We start from the raw sequence: 23,898 nt of genomic DNA, 5'->3' as shown, positions 1-23,898 counted from the left end.
TCTTATCAGCTCTCTTTTAATAACGAAATACTTTGAAAGCAGTCAGTCACAAAAGATAAACTAAATAACTAAAAACTTACATTTCCTCTGACTTTATATATAAGAAATTTCCATCTGGCTGGCCTACAAACAATAGGTATTCATAACCATCTTCTGTTTTATAAGTCACCTCAGCAATCAGACGGTTGGAGATAATCTTATTATCCACATCACGCTCGCTTGTGATGACAATTTCTGACGGAACAGGATGCTTCTTCAGAACCTCTGATAAAGCTGTTCCTCCTTCACCCGTTTCCTTGTCTCCTTTTTTCAAACGTTCAAGGTCTTTGGGAGATAATACGCTCCAATCTGTCGTTTCCTTCCCTTTTCTATATTCTTTAAAAGAATCTCCAACTACCACTTACCTCAGATAGTAGTTCTGGTCAACTTTATCAAATTGAAAAGAAATATTTTGCTCCTTATCCCTGACAGAAGGGCCCCATCGGAGTAACAGACGATTACGATCATATTCTGCTGAACTAGCCAAGCCATAAGTTTCAACGATTTGATCAGCCGTCAGACCTAATCCTTCATCATTTGTATAGCTCAACCGTCCCAAGTCTTTCAAAGTCCAATTAAACTGAACCGACTGCCCGTCTGTAGTAAAGCTGTCGCCATTTTCTTTGGCTTCCTCCTGAGCCTTACTTAAGCGTTTAATTCTTTGCATATCCTTATTTGTCTGCGCCTGCTTGCCGATAAAATAAGCTGAACCGCTGCCAATCAAAAGACCAATTATAAGAGCAAAAACTGAAAGTCCTATGACTTTTCCGATATTGCCTTTCTTATCAGGTAATTCTTGTGGCTGAATCTGCTGGAAATTCCCTTGCATTGGCTGGCTAGTTTGATTTTCTTGCCAAGTCCCTTGCACTTGACCTTGTCCATCTTTATCTGACATGGTTTTCTCCTTATAAATTTTGTTGATTTGTCATATTGCGAAAATATTGAAAAATAATGACAAATTTTACAATATTATAACATAAATTATTCTTCCAATCAAAAAGGGAGTGGGAAAGAACTTCAAACAAGTTAAAAAGTTCGTCTTCCCACCCCCGCACAGTTGATCAGGCAATCTTTGGGGCTTAAAAAGCGAAGGAAGATGCCAATCAACCACTGCGTCATCTATTTTTTCTAATTTAGACCCAAAAGCCTGGACTTTTGCCCAGGCTCTGAATCAAGTTTTTAGACTCTTATTTTTCTAGTATTCTTATTTAGATATTTTATCCTACTTGAGCTACTTCAAAAATCTGAATGGTAGAGCCTTTTTCAATTACTACTGCTTGGTCTGCTGCGACATGGAGTGTACCAGGAAGGCTCCCCTCTTTTGAACCATCAAAAGAAATCGTGATATGGCCCAGTCCAGTTAAATTTTTTTCTACTACATTTCCCACGGAACTAATCGAATATTCCTGATTATCTACCACCAGCTTGCCGCCTTCTAGTATTGAACCTAGCAGATTTTTGTTATCAATCTTAAAACAATACTCTGCTAAATCTTCCGGTGCTTCTTCTCCAAATAAAATGAGCATATTGGCATCTTGAATCATATTCTGAGCTTCAGGCCCTACTTGAATTACTTTAGCTTCAAAAATTTTCTTCATCTAATTCCTATTTATCCTTTCTCTAATTTGTCTTAAACTTATGCTTATAGATAAGTTTAACATAATAGTTGCTCTGTTTACGTGCATCTATCAAAGGTCTATTGATAAAGACCAATACTAGCTATCCAAGCTACTAGCACCCGCGGAACACCATTGAGAAAGCGTGAATAAAGCACAGAAGGGACACCAACCTCAACTGTTTCAGACTTGGCTTCAGATAGACCGAGTGCTACAGGAATGAAATCACAACCGTTTTGAGTGTTGATAGCAAATATAGCTGGCAGAGCCATTTGGGGCGGAATATTCCCTTTTCCGATTTCGACTCCAATTAAGGTTCCGATAATCTGACTGATAACAGCTCCGGGGCCTAACAAAGGAGATAGGAATGGCAAGGAACAGATAAAGCCAATCAAAATGAGTCCCCAGATGTTCCCCGCTAGGGGAACCATTAATTTTGCCAGCCAATTTCCAACACCTGAACCTTGAATAACCCCAATCAGCAAGGAAACAAAGGCCATGAAAGGAATGATTGTGTTGAGCATTGTTTGGATGGCTTCACGAGCAGCCTGGTTGAAAGTCGCAACGACCTTCCCAGCGCCCATCCCAATTCTTGCTACAATACTTGTTTCAGCTTTTTGCTCTGTAATTTTTTTACTAGTATCGTAAGTTGGCTTTTCTGTTACCACAGTTGTCGCTTTTTCGTCTTCATTAGCAGCAGAAATTTGATTAAGGCCAACTGCTGACACATAGATTTCCTCGGTGATATATTGTGCTAGAGGGCCACTTTTCCCTGTAGCGACAATATTGATTGTAGGGATCCCCTTTTTAGGATAAATACCGCAGCGAAGAGTACCGCCGCAATCCACGATTGCTAAAGCAATTTCCTCATCAGGGATAGAAGTTTTAAACCCGTTAACAGCTTCCATACCGGTCAAATCAGCAATTTTATCTACAATATCTGGCTTTTCTCCGCCGCCAGTGATATAGATAAATTTATGCTTAGCCTCACTAGGTGTAATGACCAAAGGGCCTCCGAAACCACCATTTCCTTTAACAACTTTTATACTCTTATATGACATAATTTCACTCTTTCTATCAATCAAATGTTTTACTCAAGGTAACACCTTGCTGTTTTGCAACATAGGCAGTCGTAAAATCTGTTACCCATCCACCAACAAAGTTCATGATAATTCCTACAAGCATGTAACGGATTGCCAGGTCCATCTGACTTAAACCTAAAGTTTGAATTCCTGTCGCAATTCCCATCCATACAAACAATTCCCCAGGATTGATATGTGGGAATACACCATTTGAAGTATGGCAGAACTGCATCTGAGCTGCTACAAAACTAGGTTTATAATATTCTGGCAAGAAGCGTCCCATACTGATCGCCATCGGATTCCCCAGCATAAAGGCTGAAATGAAAGGTAAAATCATATAACGGCTAACAGGATTTTTGGCAGAAATCTTAGCCAAGGAATTGACCTTTTCTTCTCCCAAGAAAGCGATAAGGGTATTCATTGCAATCAATAGCATTAAGACAAGCGGTACAATATTTGTCATCCAGCTAATAAAGGTTTCTCCACCTAATTGGAAGAGTTTCATAAAACTCTCTGCAAATTTTGTAATGTGATTCATAAGGAACTCCTTTTCTTATTTTTTTTAAATAACTGTTTAATAGATAATTGTAAGTAATTCGTATAAAAGCCGAATCCCAGAAAAGAATCAGAAGAACTTGTCTCTTTCTCAATACCTGCCTCATGCCAAAGATAGACTTTTCTAGCATCTTCTATGGCTGATTGCATCAACTTATTTTCTTTTCTCACAAGAGGATTATACTTGTCAAAATAATGGATGTCTTCTCCGACATAATCATCCATATTTTGAAAACGCGCTAAGATTGTTACTCCTTGCATTTTGCTAGCTTTAAGAACCCGACCGTTTTCATCAACCGCGAACATGACAATCGTACCGGATTTTATTCTTCCGGACTTCCTGCCAATCGCTACGCGCCCCAGTTTTCGGAGCATCGTATAGGTCTTATTGAAGTCTTTGAGTTGCTGCCAGCCGAGGAACATTTGAAATATATAAGCTGCCATGACAAATACAGCGAAAATTATTAGCGAATTCATTAAAATACTCCTTTGCTCTTAGAAAATGATAGAAACTCTGTCTCTGTTTCTACAGCCCTCAATGCTTCTTTTAGAGAAGGCTCTCCTGCAATTCGAAAAATATCGTCATACAATTCCAGCAATTCACTTTCCATTTTTCTTTCAATTTCTGAGGGTATGGCGACTAGAAAGATAAATTCAATCCATTCATCTCCTTTTTGATAAGGCTCTTCTAGTTTTCCGAACATTAAAATAGTCTTTGCATAACCCTGGTTAATTGTATGGGGGAAGGCAATTCCTCCACCAAAAATGGTTGATTGCTTTTTCTCCCTATCAATTATCCGATTTCTAAAACCTTCATCAATCATCTGAAGTTTCTCTAACTCTGCAACCATATTTAGCAAGTATTGCTGATAGGTTTTTTGGGGGCTCAACCGAAGAAAACGTAAGCTGACTGTTTCTAGATTTTTTTGATGAAAAGCATTGGCCCTCTGCCATTCTTCCTGCAGCCATTGATCATCAAAAAGATGATTAACTTGAATGACTGGAGATTTAGAATCTTTATATTTTAGAGGAACTGTCGTAAAAATCGCGAAATAGTCCTGATTCAAATCCACATTAAAATCCTCTTCAGAATACTGAGTAATGTCTACATCATTTCCAAGGACTCGTCTGAGTTGCTGAATAATCATCGTAGCAGTTCCTCTTCCTGTTGTGCAAACTACAGCTATCTGCTTGCGAGAACCCTTTACAGCAGAATTTTGCTTTCTTAAAATCATTTCAAAATACAAAGCCAGATATCCAATTTCAGATAATTCCAATTCAGAACCAAAAATTGCAGATAGTTCTTCTCCAGCTATTTTTGCCATTTCAAAAGCAAAAGGATATTGAGTTTGAACCTCGCCATGAAATATATCATTAGCTTGCACATGGAAAATCAGTCGATTGATTAAGGGGCCTAGATGAGATTTGATTTCTTCAAATAATTCTTCATCATCAAAGTGAACCAACATTGTTTCTTTGACTTTCTTGACAATCCCTTGAAAAATCTTTGCAAGCTGTTCAGATTGATAAGATGTCTTGCTTAAAGTGTCAATAAAACGGACATTAAACGGAAAACACAAAAAGTCTATCTCAAACTGACTGAGGGAAATCTTATAAGTCATTTCAATATGATAGATTAATTTCTCAGCTAAAGGTGTCTCTGTTAAATCATTCCTATAGTAAGGAATAGGACAATTCAACACTCTAGATGTATGAATACGCTCCACCATAATTGAAATGGTCTTTCGAAGGAGTTCCTGTGTTTCTTTAGGGATTTTATAGTCCTGAACTAGCGTCTCCAGAAAAGAAGATGTTGCCTCAGTGAGTGTCCTTCCTTCAAAGTAAGGAGCCACTTGGTGAATATATAGCAAGCGCAAATTCAGCTCGCTCCCCAAGACCTCCAGCCCACGGTTGGGCTTTCCTGAAATAGTGATAGAGTAACTCTCTGCCAAAGATTTTACTTGTTTTAAATCCTTATTAAGGGTACTTCTACTAACACCTACTTCCTCAGCCAAGTCGTCAATAAGAAGAGGGGAGGTTGACTCAATTAAACGTTTTAGCAAATAGGCAATTCTTTTACTGGAAGAATTGAAGTCACTCTCCTGTTTTAAACTACCAGATAAAATCCTTTCCAACTCTGTATAGTCATACACTTCTAACATTAACTGATCATCTTGTGCGATAATCTGGATATTAGGAGCCAAAACATCATTTAATTGTTGGATACTCTTTTGCAAGGTTTGCAAGCTAATATCCAGTTCTGAGCGCATATCTAACAAGGAATAAGTTGGCTGCGAGACCATTTTATCTAAAATATTATACCACCGATTTACTAAGGTCAACTCTCTTCCCTACCTTCATTGTTTTAACCGCGAGTTTTACCTCCGGCAATATTTGTAGTGACACCTGTTATATAGCTAGAACGGTCTGAAATATAGAACGCTACAAGATCAGCTACTTCCCGTAGTTTCCCACTCCGTCCCAATGGAGTCGTTGAAGTTGAAGCATAACCAGCTCGAATATCTTCTACCGTCTTTCCACGGGTATAAGCAAGAGCTTCCTCGTAAGAAAGAGTTCGAAGACCCGTAGCTTCCATAATTCCTGGAGCAATTCCAACCACACGTACACCATGTTTACCAAGCTCTTTCGCCCATGAACGAGTGTAACTATAGACTGCCGCTTTCGTTGCAGCATAGGCACTTTGTCCTTCAGAACCTTCCAAGCCTGCTTCTGAAGCCATGTTCACAATTACACCTTTTCCATTTTTCACTAAAATACGTCCTACTGCCTGACTAACCAGATACAAACCTTTTTGATTAATCATTGTTACTTTTTCGAACGTCTCATCGTCCAACTCGTAAGGACCTTTAGGATTTTCTGCATCGATTAATAATCTAGGGACATTAATCCCCGCATTATTGACTACCGCATCAATATTGCCAAATCTTTCCACTATTTTGGCAACACCCTCTTCTACTTCAGAGCGAGAAGTTACATCAACTTTTACAAATAATAGGTTCGGGTGACGCAAATCGTTGTCGCTAAGATCAAAATTCGCTACATTGACTCCTAATTCCAACAATTCTTCGACGATTGCCTTACCGATCCCAGATGACGCACCCGTCACAAGAACTGTTTTGCCTTTAATGTCTAACCAATCATTCATTTTGATACCTCTCAAATTTTATTTACAAGGCAATTATACAGCGCTTTCATAAAAGAATTAAGACACTCTTTTTTACACTGTTCAAAAAAATAATAAACTAATTAAGAGGCTTGTACTAAAAAATCCACAAGAAATGAACTTGTGGATCTTTTTATATTCTAAATGAACTCAAAGCATATGAGAATCAAAGACGTGCATTCAACTCAGCCCCCAGCTCTTCAAAGCCTGGTTTCCCAAGAAGAGCAAACATGTTTTTCTTATAAGCCTCAACTCCTGGCTGGTCAAATGGATTGATACCATTCAGGTAGCCAGAAAGAGCAATAGCTAACTCAAAGAAGTAAATAGTATAGCCCAAAGTGAACTCATCTTGCTCAGGCAGGGTCACAAACATATTTGGCACTCCGCCGTCTGTGTGAGCTAACAGCACTCCATCTGTTGCTTTCTTATTGACAAAGTCAACATCTTTTCCTTGCAGATAGCCAAGGCCATCCAAGTCTTCTGCTAATTCAGGAATCAACACATTTTTGCGAGGCTTATCTACACGAATAACTGTTTCAAAGAGGATACGAGTTCCTTCTTGAATAAATTGCCCCAAAGAGTGCAGGTCTGTTGAGAAGTTGGCTGAAGTTGGGTAGATACCTTTTTGGTCTTTACCTTCTGACTCACCAGCCAGTTGCTTCCACCATTCTGAGAAGTATTGCAAAGATGGTTCGTAGTTAGCTAGAACTTCTGTCAAATAACCTTTACGGTACAAGATATTGCGTACAACTGCATATTGATATGCTTCATTTTCAGCCAACTTATCAGAAGCATAAGCCTTGCGAGCAGCATTTGCTCCTTCCATCAACTTGCTGATATCAGCCCCTGCAGCTGCGATTGGCAAGAGTCCCACTGCTGTCAATACTGTAAAACGACCACCAACACTATCAGGCACTACAAAAGTATCCCAGCCATTAGCATCTGCTTCAACCTTAACTGCACCTTTAGCGCGGTCTGTAGTTGCATAAATCCGTTTATTTGCTTCTTCCTGACCATACTTCTTAACCAAGAGTTCTTTGAAGACACGGAAAGCAATAGCAGGCTCTGTAGTTGTTCCTGACTTAGAAATAACGTTGACAGAGAAATCTTTGTCTGATACATAGTCTACCAAATCAGCCAAATAGCTTGAAGAGATAGAGTTTCCAGCATAGAGGATCTGAGGTGCCTTGCGTTCTTCTTTGCTTTGCAAGTTTACAAATGAATTATTCAAGAAATCAATAGCTGCACGTGCCCCTAAATAAGATCCTCCAATACCGATGACGATTAACACTTCACTATCAGATTGGATTTTAGCAGCCGCCTTTTGAATACGAGCAAATTCATCTTTATCATATTCTTCAGGCAAATTCAACCAGCCTGTCATTTCTGCTCCAGGACCTGTTCCGTTTCGTAGAGCATTATCTGCTGCAGTCACTTGAGGCTGCATATAATCTAATTCATGTGGTGCTACAAACTTATCCAGTACCTTTGAATAGTCAAATTTAATATGTGTCATGTTTATCCTCCAATTGTTCTTTTCTTTTATGATAACGCTTTAAGAAAAAATAAGCAAGTGCTTTTACTATTTTAAAACGTTTACATTTTTTATTCTATACTATTTTTCTAAATAAGCTAATCCTAGGACATAACTGAGAGCAATCGTTTGCGTAAGTCAACAAATTTTAGGCCTATTAAGAAGAATAATTTTGATTGACAAGAAAACCAATATGCTTCTTAAGATTGGATGTCAGCTGAATTCATTTCAGGTCCGTTCGAACTGCGTCAATGTACCTAAGTTCTTTTGCGTCCTTTGGACTTAATTCACTAAAAGACTCTATAAGGTTTACAGATTTTTCCCTTATGGGAAAAACTGCATCCATTGCTCTAAGATTCATCTGCGCCTTTCAGGCTTGATTCATTAAGAGCAATAGAAAAGAGCACACAGTTTACATCGCTTAGGGCTGCTGGATTCCTCCCCTGACCCGCTTCACGCAAAACTGTTGCTCCATTAATTAGTATAACACAAACTTTTGATTTTGGCTAATTTTATTTTTTCCTTCTCTGTCTGAAAAATTCCTGCATAATTTGAGCACACTCTTCTTGGAGGACACCTGTCTCCACTTCTACACGGTGGTTAAGGCGCTCATCTGTCAAAATATCATAAAGGCTACCAGCTGCTCCAAACTTCTGATTTGCTGCTCCATAGACAACGTGAGGAATGCGTGCCAGACCGATTGCTCCACTGCACATGACACATGGCTCAATGGTCACAAAAAGCGTTGTATCCAGCAAACGCCAGCTATTTTCGTGCCGATTTGCCTCTTCAATAGCCATAATTTCCGCATGCATAACAGCCCGCTGCAGCTCCTCACGTGCATTGTGACCGCGGCCGATAATCTTCCCCTCTTTAACCAAGACACAGCCGATGGGAATTTCATCATAAGCTAGGGCAATCTCCGCCTCCTTTAAAGCTTCCCGCATAAATGCTTCTTTTTCTTCAATCGTATAATTCATCATTATCTTTCTAAATCTCTAGTCGTCTATCCCATTATACCACAAGCCTGCCGCACTTCTCAGAAAAAGTAAAAGCCACCACTGGGGTGACTTTCAGGAGATTATTATGAAAAAGTTTAGGATTTTTAAACAAAGTTAGGAGGTCTTTGTTTATGCTATTAGCATAAAATATATATCTTAAATGAATCTTAATATGAAATTTTCTTACAAAAAAGCACAAGAAGCAATTTCCTTGTGCTGACTCTTTTATAAATTAGACCAGACGCTTTCCAAGATATTGGTCTGCTCACGGCCAGGACCGACTGAAAAGGTAGAAATGCGAACGCCAACCAGCTCACTCACTCGGCGAACATAGTTACGGGCATTTTCTGGCAAGTCTTCCAGACTGCGGACTCCAGTGATGTCCTCTGACCAGCCTGGCAGCTCTTCGTAAATCGGCTTGCAGCGCTTGAGCTGTTCCAGACTAGCTGGGTAATGGTCAATGCGCTGACCATCCAAGTCATAGGCCACACAGATTTTCACTGTATCCAGACCGCTCAAGACATCGATGGAGTTAAGCGAAAGATTGGTAATCCCTGATACACGGCGGCTATGGCGCATGACAACAGAGTCAAACCAGCCTACCCGACGCGGACGACCGGTGGTGGTGCCATATTCGTGCCCGATATCACGAATGCGGTCACCAACTTCATCGAAAAGCTCTGTTGGGAATGGTCCATCTCCGACCCGACTGGTGTAAGCCTTGCAGACACCAACAACCTTGTCAATTTTGCTCGGACCAACACCGGAACCGATGGTGACTCCCCCTGCAACTGGATTAGAAGAAGTTACAAAGGGATAAGTACCTTGATCAATATCCAGCATGACCCCTTGAGCTCCTTCAAAGAGCACTCGTTTCCCTTGATCCAGCGCATCGTTGAGGATAACAGAGGTATCGGTCACATACTGCTTGATTTGCTGTCCATATTCATAGTATTCTTCAAAAATATCATCAAAGTTGATTGCTGTACTATCGTACAATTTCTCAAAGAGGCGGTTTTTCTCAGCTAAATTCCGCTCCAAGCGCTCTCTGAAAATGTCTTTATCCAAAAGGTCAGCGATGCGGATACCGACACGAGCAGCCTTGTCCATATAGGCAGGGCCGATTCCCTTGATTGTCGTTCCGATTTTATTGTCACCTTTTGCTTCTTCCTGCAGACGATCCAGCTCGATATGGTAAGGCAAGATGACATGCGCTCGATCAGAGATACGAAGGTTATCCGTCGTCACACCCTCCTCATGCAGGTAGTTCAATTCTTTGACCAGAGATTTGGGATTGACCACCATTCCATTTCCAATTACAGAGATTTTTTCTGGGAAGAAAATTCCTGACGGAATCAGGTGCAGCTTGTACTTCTTGCCGTCAATCACGATAGTATGGCCGGCATTGTCACCACCCTGATAGCGAGCAATCACTTCGGCATTGGCTGAAAGGAAGTCTGTAATCTTCCCTTTTCCTTCATCTCCCCACTGGGTTCCTACAACAACTACTGATGTCATAATTTTGTCTGAGCTGAAGCAGCTCTTCCTTTCTTGAAAAGCAGGCAGGAATCTCACCTGCGATTATGTTTTATACCTCATTATATGAAAAATTTAACAATTTTTCAAGGAGGGATCCATTCTTGATTTGCTTTTTCCCTTTTGAAAACGAATTAAATTTTCACAAAATCTGTATTTTCTGAAATTTAGCAGTTTATTAAAAATAAAAGTTCGGAATTTTTGTAAAATCGTAGCGAAAATTTGTTTTCTTTTTCTGTTTGTAATAGACTAAAATTACTATCATAGGACGGTGAAACGATGATGATTAATCAATTACTGCAGAAACTGGATACAGCAAGCCCTATTCTCCAAGCGACCTTTGGTCTGGAAAGGGAAAATCTGCGTGTGACAGCTGACGGACACTTAGCTCAAACTGCCCATCCGAGTCAGCTGGGTTCCCGCAATTTCCACCCGACCATCCAAACAGACTTCAGCGAGCAACAACTGGAACTAATTACACCTATCGCTCACTCGACTAAGGAAGCACGGCGCTTACTGGGAGCTATCAGCGATGTGGCTGGCCGCTCGATTGACCAGAATGAACGCCTCTGGCCTCTGTCCATGCCACCACAGCTAACAGAAGAAGAGATTGCCATCGCCCATCTGGAAAACGACTATGAACGCCACTACCGAGAGGGCTTAGCGAAAAAATATGGTAAAAAACTACAGGCTATCTCTGGCATCCACTACAATATGGAACTAGGGAAAGATCTGGTCACTGCTCTCTTTCAAGTCAGTTCCCACCATTCGCTCAAGGACTTTAAAAATGACCTCTATCTCAAGCTGGCTCGAAACTTTCTGCGCTTCCGCTGGATCTTAACCTATCTCTATGGTGCTGCCCCTTTGGCAGAAGCTAGCTTCTATAGTCAGGACATTCCCCAGCCTATCCGCTCTTTTCGTAACAGTGACTATGGCTATGTCAATGAAGAGAATATTCAGGTATCCTACGCTTCTTTGGAACAATATGTAACTGATATTGAAAACTACGTTCAGTCAGGCGAGCTCAGCGCTGAAAAGGAATTTTACTCAGCCGTTCGCTTCCGTGGACAGAAGCACAATCGTGCCTATCTGGAGCAAGGCATCACTTATCTGGAATTCCGCTGCTTTGATCTCAATCCTTTTGACCATTTAGGCATTAGCCAAGAGACCTTAGATACCGTCCATCTCTTTTTACTGAGCCTGCTATGGTTAGATGATGTAGAAAATGTAGATACGGCATTAAAAGCTGCCCACGACTTGAACCAAAAAATTGCTTGTAGCCATCCGCTGACTGCCCTACCCGATGAGGCAGACAGCTCGGCTATTCTTCAAGCCATGGAAGAGCTCATTCAACATTTTGAACTGCCAACTTACTACCAAACCTTGCTTCAGCAACTTAAAGAAGCACTTCTGAATCCTCAGCTAACCCTATCTGGTCAGCTCCTGCCTCATATCCAGCAGGATTCCTTAAAGGCCTTTGGACTAGACAAAGCAGAGGAATATCACCGCTACGCTTGGACAGCTCCTTATGCCCTCAAAGGCTACGAAAATATGGAACTGTCCACCCAGATGCTGCTCTTTGATGCTATTCAAAAGGGGCTGAATGTCGAAATCTTAGATGAAAATGACCAATTTCTCAAGCTTTACCATGGTCACCATGTGGAATATGTCAAGAACGGCAATATGACCTCCAAGGATAACTATGTCATCCCTCTGGCCATGGCCAATAAAACAGTCACCAAAAAGATTTTGGCTGCAGCTGACTTTCCTGTTCCGGCTGGAGCAGAATTTTCTTCCCTAGAGGATGGACTGGCTTATTACCCTTTGATTAAGGACCGACAAATTGTTGTCAAACCTAAGTCAACCAACTTCGGACTGGGCATCTCTATCTTCCAAGAACCAGCTAGCCTGGAATCTTATCGCAAGGCTTTAGAGATTGCCTTTTCAGAAGACACTGCCGTCTTGGTGGAGGAATTCATCGCTGGAACGGAGTACCGCTTCTTTGTCTTAGACGGTAAGTGCCAGGCAGTCCTCTTACGGGTGGCGGCTAATGTCGTAGGAGACGGTCAGCATACCGTGAGAGAATTGGTTGCCATCAAAAATGACAATCCGCTGCGGGGTCGAGATCATCGTTCACCGCTTGAAATCATTGAACTGGGCGACATTGAACTCCTTATGCTGGACCAGCAAGGCTATGGACCCGACGATATCCTGCCTGCTGGAGTCAAGGTTGACTTGCGGCGCAATTCTAACATTTCTACCGGCGGAGACTCGATCGATGTCACAGACAGCATGCACCCGTCTTATAAGGAACTTGCTGCGGACATGGCAAAGGCTATGGGAGCTTGGGCTTGTGGCGTTGACCTAATCATCCCTGACAGCTCTGCTATTTCCACAGAGGAAAATCCCAACTGTACCTGCATCGAGCTCAACTTCAATCCCTCTATGTATATGCACATCTATTGTGCTGAGGGACCGGGACAGAGCATCACTCCTAAAATACTGGCCAAACTTTTCCCAGAAATGGACTGATAAAACACGAATCGCAGGGTATTCCTTGCGATTTTTGTTTGAATACTTGAGAGAAACGAAGAAGCTTTCGTTCTAGAAACAACGCTTGCTTTATTGAGAGGAAGCAAATGCCTTCCTGAATTAAGCAAATATAAAAAATGGTCTCAATATATAAAATCATTTCAATCTTTATCCTTCAAAAACCAGCTTTTATGTTAAAATAGAGATATCACATTGAGAAGAAAGAGAAACGTCCATGTCGAGGAGAAATAATGATTCCAACCAGCAACCAGAATGGTTTAGCTGGATTTGGATACTTGTATTTGTATTTGGTTCTGGAGCTGTAGCCAGCTATCTAATTCCCATAGCTATTCTGGGGGCTATTGGCTACGGAATCTATCGCCACCAAAGCCAGAAAAAAGTTCGGATTGAAGCTAAACAAGCCAGCATTGGCCGTATTGAAGATTTGAAATCAGAGATTGGTCATGCTGACCGCCGCATTAAAGAATTGGAAGGCTACCAAGAAGATGGGAACCAAGAAAGCTATCAGAATTTAGCTCTAGAAATTCTTCCCCAGCTAACCTATATCAAAAATGCTGCTAACGACCTACGGGGAGAAATTCCTACTTCCGTCTACCAACGAATCCAGACCAAAATTCGTACTGTCACCGATGAAATTGATGAACAGCTGAAAAAGATTGAACGAGAGAAAAAACGAAAAGAAGCTCAGCCTAAGAAAACTAGTCTAGAAGAGCTAGCCCCAGAATTGGTCGCTACGGTTCGCAATATTCAGATTGACCATGAGGCCATTCTTCAAAAAATCTCTCAATCCGAAAGCAACAACAAGGAAGAGCTGACTGCCATTCATCAGTCCCAGATGGAGCACTACGAAGATATTTTAGAAGGTTACCTCAAAATCAAAGCTTCTCCCAAAGATTTTTACAATGCAGAGGAGCGGCTAGCCAAGGCCAAAGCAGCTATCGAGCAGTTTGACTTGGACCTAGACGAAGCGCTGCGCCAGTTAAATGAAGCTGATTTGAGGGACTTTGACATTAGCCTGCGCATCTTAGACAAAGAAAAGCAAACAGACACTTGTCTTTAAGCTAGATAAACCAAAGGAGAAACTATGAGCCAAGAATTTAATTTTGACATTGATAAAATCGCCAACAATGCTATCAGTAAAAGTGACAAAACAACGGAAATCATCGAAGCCACTACGACTCAAGGAAATGGCCAGCTAACTTTTCTGGAAAAACTGACTCCTGAGCAACAGAGTGCGATTACGGCTAAAGCTCCGCAGCTGGTGGATAATTTCGTGTCGGACCAAAATGCCCTGCTCGACTTTGGCCAATCTGCTGTAGAAGAGGTCAACGGTACTGTCAATCGTATCTTAGCCGAGCAGAAAAAATTACAAATTCCCCAGGTAGATGAGCTTTTAAAAAACACTAACAAAGAACTCAATGGCTTTGTTGCAAAATACAAGGATGCTCAAGTAGCAGAACTGGACAAAAAGCCTAATTTTCTGGAAAAACTCTTCAAACAGAGCAAAAACACTCTTCAAGAATTCTATTTCGACTCACAAAATATTGAGCAGAAAATGGACGGCATGGCTGCAACAGTCGTCAAACAAGAAGATGTTCTGGCTCGCAATATTGTTTCTGCTGAAATGCTGATTGAGGACAATACCAAGTCGATTGAAAATCTCGTCGGAGTTATTTCCTTTATCGAAGCTGCTCAGCAAGAAGCTGGCAATCGAGCGCTCAAACTGCAGGCTGAGGTTGCTCAGTTAGATATGACAACCGTTGACTACCAAGTCAAATCGCAAGAATTAGCTCGTATGACAGAGGTGGTCAATACCCTAGAGCAGCAACACACTGAATATGTCAGCCGTCTCTATGTGGCTTGGGCGACAACGCCTCAGATGCGCAATCTGGTCAAGGTTTCCTCTGATATGCGCCAAAAACTTGGAATGCTCCGTCGCAATACCATTCCAACGATGAAACTGTCTATCGCTCAGTTAGGCATTCTCCAGCAATCCATGAAGTCTGGTCAGGTGGCTGACGCCATCTCGAATGCCAATAACGCTGCCCTGCAAATGCTCGCCGAAACGAGCAAGGAAGTCATTCCTCAGCTGGAACGGATTTCCCAAAGCCCTACTATCGCTGTTGAGTCTGTCACTAAGCTGGCAGAAAGCCTCGTCGCACAAAACCAAGGCATTATCGAAGCCATTGATAAAGGACGGGAAAAACGCGCTCTGCTAGAAGCTACTGTTATCCAGTCTGCAGAGACCATCAACAACTCTGTCAAACTGCGTGATCAAAAGATTATCCAAGCCCTGTTGGACCAAGGTAAGGAAGCCCAGAAAGAATTAACTACAGAATAAGTAAAAGAGCCTAGATGGCTCTTTTACTGTTTTACTTTTTAAATGATCAATACAGTCCTGTCTTCCGATTATCCCTTTAAAACAAGCAGCTTTCCAGTAGTTCTTTATTGCGCAGCTGGGATAACCAGTTGTCAGGAATCCCTTCCAAACCGTAGATAATACCAGCCAGGCCGCCAGCAACTGCTGCTACTGTATCAGTGTCATCGCCCAAATTAACAGCTTTCAAGACAGTTTCCGGATAAGAAGTGCTAGTCAGCAGACACCACAGTGCTGCTTCCAAGGTATCCACCACATAGCCAGTAGAGCGAATGTCATCTTCGGTCAGCTCTGCTAAAGTTTGCAAACGAGCATAGGTCTTGCTAGTCTCTAAGTCTGATAGTATTTCCGATAGTTGCTGACCTTTTAAGAGTCTACGAGCAATATCCACATAAAGCTGGCAGGCCTCTATGGAAGTCGAATGGGCATGTGTAATACTGGAAATAGCTTCAATATCAGATGGACTGGCTTCCGTAAAGGCTAGGGGCAGAATCCGCATCAAAGACCCATTTCCGTTGGAATATTCATCAGATAGACCGTGTCCTCTTGTCAGGGCTTCGCGAGTCGCATTTCCTACATCAAATGTCAAACCACCTGGTGTATAAGCTCCCTCAAAGAGCCAATGTTTAAACCGTTGCTGCATATCGACAGGGTCAATCTCACCTTTTTCCCTAATAGAATCACAGGTCGCCAAAACAAGGCTAGTATCATCTGACCAAGTTCCAGCTGGCTGCTGATGGCTGCCATAACCCACCATCTCAACCGCTTTAAAACTGCTTCGGGCTAGAAATTCGTAGGGAACTCCTAATGCATCAGCTACTGCCAGACCATAGACTGCCGCTTTCAAAGATTGGTTCATACTAGTCTCCTATGCTTTTTATTTTATTATACTATTTTTGCTCTTAAAATTCTTCCTGACCCCAAAAAACAAGCGCAGTCGTGCGCTTGTTTTTCTATTTTGTGTTAAAATAAAAGGTATGGACAAAATTATCAAAACTATCTCAGAAAATGGTTTTTTCCGTGCTTATGTGCTGGATAGCACAGAGACGGTTCGGACCGCTCAAGAAAAACATCAAACTCAAGCAAGTTCTACCGTTGCACTTGGCCGCACACTGATTGCCAGTCAGATTTTGGCTGCAAATGAAAAAGGCCAGACCAAGATTACCGTCAAGGTCCTCGGGACCAGCTCATTAGGCGCGATTATCACAGTGGCAGATACCGAGGGTAATGTCAAAGGCTATGTGCAAAATCCCGGAGTAGATATCAAAAAGACTGCCACCGGTGAGGTTCTAGTTGGTCCTTTTGTTGGCCAAGGCGAATTCCTCGTCATCACGGACTATGGTACTGGCAATCCTTACAACTCCATGACTCCTCTCATTTCTGGAGAAATCGGCGAAGACCTAGCCTTCTACCTGACCGAAAGCCAGCAAACACCTTCCGCAGTTGGTCTCAATGTTCTCTTGGATGAGAATGATAGAGTCAAGGTTGCTGGCGGTTTCTTGGTACAAGTTCTGCCTGGTGCCAAAGAAGCTGAAATCGCCCGCTTTGAGAAGCGAATCCAAGAAATGCCCGCTATCTCAAAACTGCTGGAATCAGATGACCATATTGAAGCTCTGCTGGCTGCCATCTATGGTGATGAGCCATACAAACGCCTGTCTGAAGAGGAAATCCGCTTCCAATGCGACTGTAACAAAGAGCGCTTCATGAATGCTTTGGCTACCCTGCCAAAGACTGACTTAGAAGAGATGCGTGACCAAGACCAAGGAGCTGAAATCGTCTGCCAATTCTGCCAGACAGCCTATCACTTTGACCAAAATGACCTGGAGGAACTGATTCGTGACAAATCTTAATACCCCTTTTATGATTGGGAATGTTGAAATTCCCAACCGCACAGTTCTGGCGCCTATGGCTGGCGTAACCAACTCTGCTTTCCGAACCATTGCCAAAGAGCTGGGAGCAGGCCTGGTCGTGATGGAAATGGTCTCTGACAAGGGCATCCAGTATAACAACGAAAAAACCCTCCACATGCTCCATATTGATGAGGGAGAAAATCCCGTTTCTATCCAGCTTTTCGGTAGCGACGAGGACAGTTTAGCCCGCGCAGCAGAATTTATCCAAGAAAACACCAAGACGGATATCGTCGATATCAATATGGGCTGCCCAGTCAATAAAATCGTTAAAAACGAAGCTGGAGCTAAATGGCTCAAGGACCCTGAGAAAATCTATAAAATCATCAACAAGGTCCAGTCCGTTCTGGATATTCCCCTGACAGTCAAGATGCGGACGGGTTGGTCCGACAGCTCACTGGCTGTAGAAAACGCTCTAGCAGCCGAAGCCGCCGGAGTCTCCGCCCTGGCTATGCACGGCCGCACCCGTGAGCAAATGTATACTGGTCATGCTGACCTTGAGACCTTGCACGATGTAGCCCAAGCTCTGACCAAGATTCCTTTCATCGCTAACGGAGATATCCGGAATGTACAAGACGCAAAACAGCGTATCGAGGAAGTCGGCGCCGATGCCATCATGATAGGCCGAGCTGCTATGGGAAATCCTTATCTCTTTAACCAAATCAACCACTACTTTGAAACCGGCGAAGTCCTACCAGATCTCAGCTTTGAGAACAAGATGAAAGTCGCCCACGATCACCTCTCCCGCTTAGTAAATCTCAAAGGAGAATATGTGGCTATCCGCGAATTCCGGGGCCTAGCTCCGCACTATCTGCGCGGTACTGCCGGAGCAGCCAAGCTCCGCGGTGCTATTTCGCAAGCTGAAAGTCTAGCTGAAATCGAAGAACTCTTACAAATTCAAAAATAAAACCAAAAGGAAGCCAATTGGACTTCCTTTTTTGTTCTGTTTAGGGCTGAGTCACCACAACGCTTGTTACTGAACCATCTGCTCCTGTTGTAATCTGCAGATTGGCATTGCCTTGCCCGCTTAACTGCGCATTGTATTTGCCATCATCCAGTGTATAAGAGTAGGAAGCAATGGAATAATTATCTGTCTTTCCATTTGCAGACTGGACTGTGAATTGGCCGTTACCTGATACAGTCACAGTATTTCCATTGGCATCCTTCCAAGTACCAGCAGCCGCTGAGAAATCCCCATCCACCATTGTCAAGACACCTTTATAGCGAGCATTGCTAGCTGCCTGCTTATTTTGAAGCTGGCGATTGCTTTCTGGCGCTTGGGCTGGTTGAGTTGCTTGAGTCTGAGTATTTTGTCTACCTGAAGCTTGCTGCGACTGCGTTTGTTGGGCTTGAGGCGCTTCGACAGTAGACTGTTGCTGACCAGCAGGAATTTCGGCTTGTCCAGCCTGGCTAACTGCTCCTTCTGAAGAAGCCCTATTGCTAGCCTTAGGAGAAGCGCTGGCCTTGCTGGATGACGCAGCTTTTGAGCTTGAGGAAGTCTGAACAGTCTTGCTAGAACCAGTACTTGTTGCACTTTCTTCTTTCTTACCACATGCCCCTAAAAGCAAACTAGAAGCCAGAACTGCAGCTGCCATCATTTTTGTATAAGTACGTGTTTTCATCTTTTGTCTCCTTGTAATATTTAGAAATCTTTTTGTAATATTATTGTAACACTGTGAATTTACTATGTCAATCATTTATGCAAGATTTTTCGAAAAATTTTTTACTCAAGTAAAGTTTCGTTTCTCAATCTGCTTCTTTTGTCATGAGAAACTCGCTCCTACTTATCTATTCGTAATTAAAAATGAAAAAACAGGACAAATTTGTCCTGCAAGAGAAATATATGATCAACCTTCTTTTTATTTTATTTTTCTACCTTCAGCCGATAAACTTTTCTCGGTTTCTTCTTCGGTACTCGCTTGACACCAGCCTCCTCTAAGTATTCTCCAAATTTAACTAGAAAATTATTGCTGACGATAGGTCGTCTAGGCGAGATGAGATTGACCAGTTCAGTCCCTTCATAGACAGTAAACGGCGATTCCAGCAGATGAAGAAAAGTTGGATTCCAGTCCAGTCGTCCCTGGATTCGCTTGATAGATTCCAGCAGGATTTGGTAGTGGTCAAAGGCAAAGTCCTCTGCTGTCAGGAGCCGTTCACCATCTTTAAAACTACTAGTCTTAAAGTCAACATCAAGAAAGGTGACTTCCTTGGCATCGTCCCCAGCTTGTACTTGCTCTACTGCTATGGCCGGCAGATAGACCAGATGAGCAATAGTGATGACCCATCCGCGTGGATCACGTCCTGGAGTGGAAACTGTCATCAGTTGCTCCACCTTTTCCAGCGGTATCTCCAGCCCCACCTCTTCCTTTACTTCCCGAATGCAGGCTTGATAGGCATCCTCATGTTTGTCCACAAAACCTCCGACTAAGGCATATTTATTCTGATAAGGATGAGCCTTACGCTTGATGACCAAGAGTTTTATCTGCTCTTCCACGAAGCAGTAGGCCACCATATCCGCTGTTACGCTAGGTGTCTCATACTTGGGTAAATCCTGTGTCTTGTACCATGCCAAAAAGGCGGACTCATCCGCCATGGTCTCATAGTACTCTTTTTCCGACATTCCAGCTGGGATATCCTGTTTGGTCATGAATTTTTCGTCCTTTCCTAAGCTATCTTTTTCTATCAAAAGTCTCAAGCCTTGGTCTAAGCTTTCTTCACCGCCTTGGTCCACTGATACCATCCGACGATACTATTGAGGGTATAGACCCAGTACATGGCCTGGATATGGAGATTGCTACCCCACCAGAGATAGATACTGAAGAGATTGGTCGCAATCCAGAAAATCCACTGCTCGCGGTAGAGACCAGTCATGAGAAGCTGACCGATACCATTGGTCGCATCTGTCACACTATCACGGAAAGGCCGGTGACTGTGAATGCTCTTATAGGCAAAGCCCATACCAATCCAAATCAAGGCAGTCAAGGCTAAATATTTAAGCCAGCCACGCCAGTCTAACTTCTTAGCTTCAAAATGAGATGGCTCTTCCTTATCTTGTTCATTGACCCGGTTGGACAGCCAAGTATAAAGGCCAATCGGCTGCATGATAAAGAAGTAGACTGTAGTCAACACTTCTCCATAAAAACTAGCATTGAAGGACAATATAAGGTAAATTGCCGAATTAACCGCTCCGAAGAGATAATTGCTGGCCCGCCCCTCGGCTACTAGAATAACGCAAACGATGCCTGTCCAAGAAGCAAAGAGTCCCAGCCAGTCATGCTGCTCCTGACCACTGGTGAACTCCAAAATGAAAGGCAGACTAGACAAAGCAATCAAGTAGAGCCATTGAGTCAAGCTACGCCCGCCAAATAAATCCTGCCAGAGCAATTTCGCGATTCCTTTTATCCCCTGCTTTTTAGCTGCTGCACAGACATTGCGGAAATTCCGAGCAAAGGTTTGAAATTTTTGTTTCAGTCCTGCGTAGATAGGTGCAGGAGAGAGTTTTTGATTTTTTACTACCATTCTATTTTACCACTTTCTTTTTTAATCCGCTTGATAAATCATATCGATCGCTTCTTTGGCCGCCTGATAATTATCCAAATAACTACCAGCTAGATAGACCGTCGGAATATGAGCCAAACACTGCTCTTTCAGCCTTTTTAGATGGCTTGAAAAATCACTGCGGATAGCCTCGTCCGCCATGCTCATATCACGAAAACCATCGTTAACATAGGTGCCGACCGGCTCAGCAAAGAGAATCAAATCCCATTTTTCCTTGGACAAAATACTGGCAAAGAGATTATCAAAAGTATCTGTTTCTTCGTCCTGAACCGGACTTTCTTTCAGATAGTAATCATAGTAAGCCTTGGTTACCAGTGAATTTGTATCAGCCACGACCAGACCACGGTTGGAGCTGCTGTCAATCAAGCGAGAAGTCTGAGCATATTGTCCTAAGAGCAGATAATAGTAGTCTTTAGGGGTCAGCTCATCGTCTCGCACATTATTTTGAATCTGGTATTCTCGAGCATATTCCAGACTAACCGGAGCATCATAAAAGCGAGTCAAATCCTTGGCCAAGGTCGTTTTACCATTGCTGGCGCTACCCATAATCAGCACTTTCTTAGTAAAGTGACGGCGGAAAGGTTGGGCGATATATTTCCAATAACGACTAGGATTTTCCCGAATCATCGTAGCTGAAATCCCAAACTGTCGCTCCTGCAAGGAAGTTTTGAAGTCGCGCTTTTCTAACTCTTCCTGATAGTCAGCCTCACCAACAAAGAAAATCAGTTCCTCTCGTTCTGCATCATAGCTCACCAACTCTAATAGAGCTGACAGCCACTTGTCCCAACCCAGAGGATAGCGTGGAAAAGAAGTTTCATCCAGTTTGTAAACCTGGGTCAATTCATCATCTGCGAAAGTCTCCCGCGTATAGCGGAATCGTTTCTGCAGAGATAGACCCACTTCCTGCCCACGGTCTCCCTCATAACCTGAAACCACCACGCGCACCTTGTCGTAAGAACGCTTAGCCTTCTGAATCAAATCTATATGCCCCTGATGCAAGGGAGCAAATGTTCCAAAGACGATTGCAATTTTTTCTTTCATACGTTTAGCCTTTTTATTATTTTTTATATTTTATTCTTTCTATGATTTTATTATAAACTATATTTTTCTTTTGTCAATAGTTTTTTATAAAATTTTATAAAAATATTTTTCAGACACTTTAAAACTGTATTAAGCGCAAAAAAAGAACCTAATGTCTTAAGCATCAGATTCTTTTTATAAAAGATTTATTGCTGATAGACTTCTTGGTAGAATTCCAGCTTGTCTCCATCCTTGACAGTGATTTGATTGGCTGCCTTAGGAGCCATTTCTCCGTTGACCTTAAACATCCAGTAGAGGCCCTTTGCTTCATCCTGAGCATGGCCGTCAATAGAAGTAATAAAACCATCTTTTTCTTCGACCTTATAGGCCTTCTTCAAAGCATCCATAGCTGTCTTTCCTTCTTCAACAGCCACCGTTTTCTCGCTCTTCTCCTGACCATCTGGTGCAATACTGATGCTGATTTTCAGTTCCTTTTTAACAGAAGAATCAGCGGAGCTAGAGCTCTTGTCAGTATTTGTCTGGCTGCTGCCGCAACCTACAAGGAGAAGGGCAAAAGCAAGTGTGAGCAAACTAAAGATTTTTTTCATTATAGAGCCTCCTTAAAATAGGGTACAAGAGTGGGTAAAAAAACAAAGTCGACAGTCCGTGCGCTATATTGAAGGTCAAAGCATTGATAATCGCATAAGACCACCAGTGATAGTTGTACAGCAAGGCTGTCAGCGTATCAATGGCAATGCCATAGCCAAAGGATAGGAGAGCTGCTACTATTCCCTGTCCCACTAGATTTAACCGAGGATAGAGCAGCCGCCAAAGGCAAAGAATCAGTCCAAAGGACAGCAACTGAAAGAAGACGATTGGACTCATTCCCAAAAGAAAGGCTGATGTAAACATCGTCACAGCCATCACTAGGAGTGAAGTCGGCAAATCCTCAAAAATGACTATCAGGAAAAAGATAGCTGAGATAGGCTGCACATTGGGCAGAAAGGAAAATGCATAGCGAAAGGCCACACATAGAGCCGATAGGATGGCAATTTTAGCCATTTTGCGAGCAGACAAAGGTACCTCCTTTCTAATTGAGTGAATCAAGACAAGTTGGATTAGGTATGCACCTCAACAGCATCCCAGTCCTGGGCCGTATTCAGCCCCAGCAGCCAGTCAAGACCAGACCGCCTCTCCAGAACAACACTTTCATCAAGGCCTGCCGGTGCTGGCTGGTTATGAATCCGAGCATCCACACAAGCCCAGTGATAACGATAAATCAAATCATCCTCATCCAGTAATTCTTCTAAGCTGCGCGGTTGGCATTTCCCCAGAAATTCCTGAAAGTCAACCGCACTAGCGACTGCGTCAATAGCAATATCACAATCACAAATCTTATCTGGAAACGGTAAAGTATCTACTAGACCCAAGTACCAAATCAAGGACCAATAGGCCTCGTATTTCCAAACCATATTAATAATAGCTGCCGAGTCGGCACGATCTTCCAAGACTGCCCTTTCTTTGGGCGTCAACTCTTCCTGCACCCCGTATTGCTGCAGTTTATCCTGCAGCCAATGGCGGCTCTCCTCATTATAATTATTATTTTCGATATCCAAGGCCGCCTGAATAATCAAGAGGCTGCTAATAGCTCGACGCGCAATTTCTTCTAGCGAGCGCGGCCTTACTTGCTCAGCACTTTCGATGACTGGCAAATGCTCAATGTAAGGAATCCCCTCCTTTTTCAAGCGCTGGATACTAGCCGCCTTGCGCTCTTCTGGTGTTTTCACTCTGGCTTTCTTGCCAGCAAACAAGTCTTTAAAAAGCGACATATCAGCCTCCAATCCTTCAATTCCCAGTTTCATTGAATGATGAAATAACTGTTCGGTATCTATAGGTATGATTGCTATCAAGGTTTAACCACGATCAAACAACTTTC

At 42.6% G+C, this 23,898-nt stretch carries 22 protein-coding genes, 1 other RNA gene and 1 pseudogene; 5 read left to right on the top strand and 19 right to left on the bottom strand.

Features of this window, described 5'->3' with window-relative positions; all coding sequences use genetic code 11:
* Positions 1-76 precede the first annotated feature (76 nt).
* The 11 genes and pseudogenes from O3620_RS08140 to O3620_RS08090 form a co-directional block, all read right to left on the bottom strand.
* A pseudogene (locus O3620_RS08140) lies at positions 77-934 on the bottom strand (hypothetical protein).
* A 322-nt stretch (positions 935-1,256) separates the two neighbouring features.
* Positions 1,257-1,637 (bottom strand): PTS glucitol/sorbitol transporter subunit IIA, encoded by a 381-nt coding sequence (locus O3620_RS08135; protein ID WP_002902105.1) that lies wholly within the window; start codon positions 1,635-1,637, stop codon positions 1,257-1,259.
* 98 nt (positions 1,638-1,735) lie between these two features.
* Positions 1,736-2,716 (bottom strand): PTS glucitol/sorbitol transporter subunit IIB, encoded by a 981-nt coding sequence (locus O3620_RS08130; RefSeq protein WP_009660130.1) that lies wholly within the window; start codon positions 2,714-2,716, stop codon positions 1,736-1,738.
* Positions 2,717-2,732: 16 nt separating this feature from the next.
* Complete coding sequence (locus tag O3620_RS08125; protein ID WP_002893982.1) at positions 2,733-3,275, bottom strand: PTS glucitol/sorbitol transporter subunit IIC; 543 nt, start codon at positions 3,273-3,275, stop codon at positions 2,733-2,735.
* Complete coding sequence (locus O3620_RS08120; protein ID WP_002917807.1) at positions 3,272-3,769, bottom strand: transcriptional regulator GutM; 498 nt, start codon at positions 3,767-3,769, stop codon at positions 3,272-3,274. The genes O3620_RS08125 and O3620_RS08120 overlap by 4 nt, the downstream gene beginning before the upstream one ends.
* Positions 3,769-5,595, bottom strand: coding sequence for a PTS sugar transporter subunit IIA (locus O3620_RS08115; RefSeq protein ID WP_002917808.1), 1,827 nt, complete (start codon positions 5,593-5,595; stop codon positions 3,769-3,771). Before O3620_RS08115 ends, O3620_RS08120 begins: the two co-directional genes overlap by 1 nt.
* 62 nt (positions 5,596-5,657) lie before the next feature.
* Positions 5,658-6,458 (bottom strand): SDR family oxidoreductase, encoded by an 801-nt coding sequence (locus O3620_RS08110; protein WP_002902100.1) that lies wholly within the window; start codon positions 6,456-6,458, stop codon positions 5,658-5,660.
* A 184-nt stretch (positions 6,459-6,642) separates the two neighbouring features.
* On the bottom strand, positions 6,643-7,992 hold the full coding sequence (locus O3620_RS08105; protein WP_002917809.1) for a glucose-6-phosphate isomerase: 1,350 nt from the start codon (positions 7,990-7,992) through the stop codon (positions 6,643-6,645).
* A gap of 403 nt (positions 7,993-8,395) precedes the next feature.
* An RNA gene (ffs, locus tag O3620_RS08100) (signal recognition particle sRNA small type) lies at positions 8,396-8,494 on the bottom strand.
* Positions 8,495-8,522: 28 nt separating this feature from the next.
* A complete protein-coding gene (tadA, locus tag O3620_RS08095) occupies positions 8,523-8,993 on the bottom strand; it encodes a tRNA adenosine(34) deaminase TadA (protein WP_002902098.1) in 471 nt (156 codons plus the stop codon).
* A 243-nt stretch (positions 8,994-9,236) separates the two neighbouring features.
* The gene (locus O3620_RS08090) at positions 9,237-10,529 is read right to left on the bottom strand and encodes an adenylosuccinate synthase (protein ID WP_002920377.1); all 1,293 of its coding nucleotides are present in this window, start codon (positions 10,527-10,529) and stop codon (positions 9,237-9,239) included.
* 297 nt (positions 10,530-10,826) lie between these two features.
* Here O3620_RS08090 and gshAB point away from each other — a divergent pair, with 297 nt between their 5' ends.
* From gshAB to O3620_RS08075, 3 genes are all read left to right on the top strand, one after another.
* A complete protein-coding gene (gshAB, locus tag O3620_RS08085) occupies positions 10,827-13,079 on the top strand; it encodes a bifunctional glutamate--cysteine ligase GshA/glutathione synthetase GshB (protein WP_371601631.1) in 2,253 nt (750 codons plus the stop codon).
* A 235-nt stretch (positions 13,080-13,314) separates the two neighbouring features.
* Positions 13,315-14,160 carry a hypothetical protein gene (locus tag O3620_RS08080; protein ID WP_002920379.1) on the top strand — a complete coding sequence of 282 codons (846 nt, stop codon included), beginning with the start codon at positions 13,315-13,317 and terminating at the stop codon, positions 14,158-14,160.
* 24 nt (positions 14,161-14,184) lie between these two features.
* Positions 14,185-15,441 carry a toxic anion resistance protein gene (locus O3620_RS08075; RefSeq protein WP_002920382.1) on the top strand — a complete coding sequence of 419 codons (1,257 nt, stop codon included), beginning with the start codon at positions 14,185-14,187 and terminating at the stop codon, positions 15,439-15,441.
* Positions 15,442-15,517: 76 nt separating this feature from the next.
* Here the strand turns inward: O3620_RS08075 and O3620_RS08070 are convergent, their stop codons facing one another.
* Entirely contained in the window at positions 15,518-16,336 is an 819-nt protein-coding gene (locus tag O3620_RS08070) for an ADP-ribosylglycohydrolase family protein (RefSeq protein WP_002920384.1), read from the bottom strand.
* Between the two features lie 118 nt (positions 16,337-16,454).
* Here O3620_RS08070 and hslO point away from each other — a divergent pair, with 118 nt between their 5' ends.
* The gene (gene hslO / locus O3620_RS08065; RefSeq protein WP_002920385.1) at positions 16,455-17,327 is read left to right on the top strand and encodes an Hsp33 family molecular chaperone HslO; all 873 of its coding nucleotides are present in this window, start codon (positions 16,455-16,457) and stop codon (positions 17,325-17,327) included.
* Positions 17,314-18,291, top strand: coding sequence for a tRNA dihydrouridine synthase DusB (dusB, locus tag O3620_RS08060; RefSeq protein ID WP_002917818.1), 978 nt, complete (start codon positions 17,314-17,316; stop codon positions 18,289-18,291). Before hslO ends, dusB begins: the two co-directional genes overlap by 14 nt.
* Positions 18,292-18,331: 40 nt before the next feature.
* On the opposite strand, the gene O3620_RS08055 is transcribed toward dusB, so the two are convergent.
* From O3620_RS08055 to O3620_RS08025, 7 genes are all read right to left on the bottom strand, one after another.
* Entirely contained in the window at positions 18,332-19,081 is a 750-nt protein-coding gene (locus O3620_RS08055; protein ID WP_002917819.1) for a DUF6287 domain-containing protein, read from the bottom strand.
* Between the two features lie 167 nt (positions 19,082-19,248).
* Positions 19,249-20,031: an NUDIX hydrolase gene (locus tag O3620_RS08050; protein WP_032909114.1), complete on the bottom strand. Its 783-nt coding sequence runs from the start codon at positions 20,029-20,031 to the stop codon at positions 19,249-19,251.
* A 56-nt stretch (positions 20,032-20,087) separates the two neighbouring features.
* Entirely contained in the window at positions 20,088-20,903 is an 816-nt protein-coding gene (gene pnuC / locus O3620_RS08045) for a nicotinamide riboside transporter PnuC (protein ID WP_371601630.1), read from the bottom strand.
* 21 nt (positions 20,904-20,924) lie between these two features.
* On the bottom strand, positions 20,925-21,983 hold the full coding sequence (locus O3620_RS08040; RefSeq protein WP_371601629.1) for an AAA family ATPase: 1,059 nt from the start codon (positions 21,981-21,983) through the stop codon (positions 20,925-20,927).
* A 185-nt stretch (positions 21,984-22,168) separates the two neighbouring features.
* Complete coding sequence (locus tag O3620_RS08035) at positions 22,169-22,570, bottom strand: DUF4430 domain-containing protein (protein ID WP_002902085.1); 402 nt, start codon at positions 22,568-22,570, stop codon at positions 22,169-22,171.
* The gene (locus O3620_RS08030; RefSeq protein WP_002902084.1) at positions 22,554-23,039 is read right to left on the bottom strand and encodes a hypothetical protein; all 486 of its coding nucleotides are present in this window, start codon (positions 23,037-23,039) and stop codon (positions 22,554-22,556) included. The genes O3620_RS08035 and O3620_RS08030 overlap by 17 nt, the downstream gene beginning before the upstream one ends.
* A gap of 41 nt (positions 23,040-23,080) precedes the next feature.
* Positions 23,081-23,824 carry a DUF4272 domain-containing protein gene (locus O3620_RS08025; RefSeq protein ID WP_371601628.1) on the bottom strand — a complete coding sequence of 248 codons (744 nt, stop codon included), beginning with the start codon at positions 23,822-23,824 and terminating at the stop codon, positions 23,081-23,083.
* Positions 23,825-23,898 lie beyond the last annotated feature (74 nt).

Source organism: Streptococcus sp. 27098_8_134, from assembly GCF_041431675.1.
Lineage (GTDB): Bacteria > Bacillota > Bacilli > Lactobacillales > Streptococcaceae > Streptococcus > Streptococcus sanguinis_R.
Note: the sequence above shows the minus strand (reverse complement) of the source record. Positions and strands in the feature narration are given on the sequence as shown.

Coding starts and splice junctions, on each gene's coding strand:
- O3620_RS08135 (WP_002902105.1), bottom strand. CDS start 1,637: ATGAAGAAAATTTTTGAAGCTAAAGTAATTCAAGTAGGGCCTGAAGCT.
- O3620_RS08130 (WP_009660130.1), bottom strand. CDS start 2,716: ATGTCATATAAGAGTATAAAAGTTGTTAAAGGAAATGGTGGTTTCGGA.
- O3620_RS08125 (WP_002893982.1), bottom strand. CDS start 3,275: ATGAATCACATTACAAAATTTGCAGAGAGTTTTATGAAACTCTTCCAA.
- O3620_RS08120 (WP_002917807.1), bottom strand. CDS start 3,769: ATGAATTCGCTAATAATTTTCGCTGTATTTGTCATGGCAGCTTATATA.
- O3620_RS08115 (WP_002917808.1), bottom strand. CDS start 5,595: ATGGTCTCGCAGCCAACTTATTCCTTGTTAGATATGCGCTCAGAACTG.
- O3620_RS08110 (WP_002902100.1), bottom strand. CDS start 6,458: ATGAATGATTGGTTAGACATTAAAGGCAAAACAGTTCTTGTGACGGGT.
- O3620_RS08105 (WP_002917809.1), bottom strand. CDS start 7,992: ATGACACATATTAAATTTGACTATTCAAAGGTACTGGATAAGTTTGTA.
- tadA (WP_002902098.1), bottom strand. CDS start 8,993: ATGATGAATTATACGATTGAAGAAAAAGAAGCATTTATGCGGGAAGCT.
- O3620_RS08090 (WP_002920377.1), bottom strand. CDS start 10,529: ATGACATCAGTAGTTGTTGTAGGAACCCAGTGGGGAGATGAAGGAAAA.
- gshAB (WP_371601631.1), top strand. CDS start 10,827: ATGATGATTAATCAATTACTGCAGAAACTGGATACAGCAAGCCCTATT.
- O3620_RS08080 (WP_002920379.1), top strand. CDS start 13,315: ATGTCGAGGAGAAATAATGATTCCAACCAGCAACCAGAATGGTTTAGC.
- O3620_RS08075 (WP_002920382.1), top strand. CDS start 14,185: ATGAGCCAAGAATTTAATTTTGACATTGATAAAATCGCCAACAATGCT.
- O3620_RS08070 (WP_002920384.1), bottom strand. CDS start 16,336: ATGAACCAATCTTTGAAAGCGGCAGTCTATGGTCTGGCAGTAGCTGAT.
- hslO (WP_002920385.1), top strand. CDS start 16,455: ATGGACAAAATTATCAAAACTATCTCAGAAAATGGTTTTTTCCGTGCT.
- O3620_RS08055 (WP_002917819.1), bottom strand. CDS start 19,081: ATGATTGACATAGTAAATTCACAGTGTTACAATAATATTACAAAAAGA.
- O3620_RS08050 (WP_032909114.1), bottom strand. CDS start 20,031: ATGACCAAACAGGATATCCCAGCTGGAATGTCGGAAAAAGAGTACTAT.
- pnuC (WP_371601630.1), bottom strand. CDS start 20,903: ATGGTAGTAAAAAATCAAAAACTCTCTCCTGCACCTATCTACGCAGGA.
- O3620_RS08040 (WP_371601629.1), bottom strand. CDS start 21,983: ATGAAAGAAAAAATTGCAATCGTCTTTGGAACATTTGCTCCCTTGCAT.
- O3620_RS08035 (WP_002902085.1), bottom strand. CDS start 22,570: ATGAAAAAAATCTTTAGTTTGCTCACACTTGCTTTTGCCCTTCTCCTT.
- O3620_RS08025 (WP_371601628.1), bottom strand. CDS start 23,824: ATGAAACTGGGAATTGAAGGATTGGAGGCTGATATGTCGCTTTTTAAA.